Annotated in this window: 1 protein-coding gene; it reads right to left on the reverse strand. The window is 64.4% G+C overall.

What is annotated here, in order from left to right; genetic code table 11:
- Nucleotides 1-343: Ig domain-containing protein (locus AC1DBN_RS21510; protein ID WP_477724203.1), on the reverse strand; the 343-nt coding region annotated here is incomplete at its 3' end.
- Between the last annotated feature and the right edge of the window lie 115 nt (nt 344-458).

A 458-nucleotide genomic window follows, 5' to 3' on the forward strand; every position in this document is an offset into this window, starting at 1 on the left:
TGGCAGGGGAAGCTGAGGCTGGCGTCCCGCTAATGACACCCGACTTGGGGTCGATGGTGAGGCCAAGCGGGAGCGAGGGCGCTATCGAGAAGGACTCCACCTCCCCGCCGTGAACACGGGGCGTGTTTGGGATGATGGGCTGGCCCGTGACATACACCATGGCGCTGTCTGCGTAGCTGAGCCCAACGGGTCGAACGAATGGGATCTGAGGCGTCGACAGCTCGCCGCAGCCGGTGAGGAGCTGCATGAGCAGGGCCGCGATGACCAAGACGAGAGGCTGCAGCCCGCGAAGGGCCGCGCCAGGTTGGCGTAGGTCGCCACCGTAGGACTCAGTACGAGTCATGGAGTCTCTCCTGATCGTCAGGATGCCGAAACGTGGCGCCCCACATTCACCCCGCACTCCTGACTTCCCTAATGCTAGGCGCTTGTATCCAGGAAGGCGCCGTTACGCGCCGGTG

The sequence above is a fragment of the Pseudarthrobacter sp. 10T415 genome, assembly GCF_056394175.1.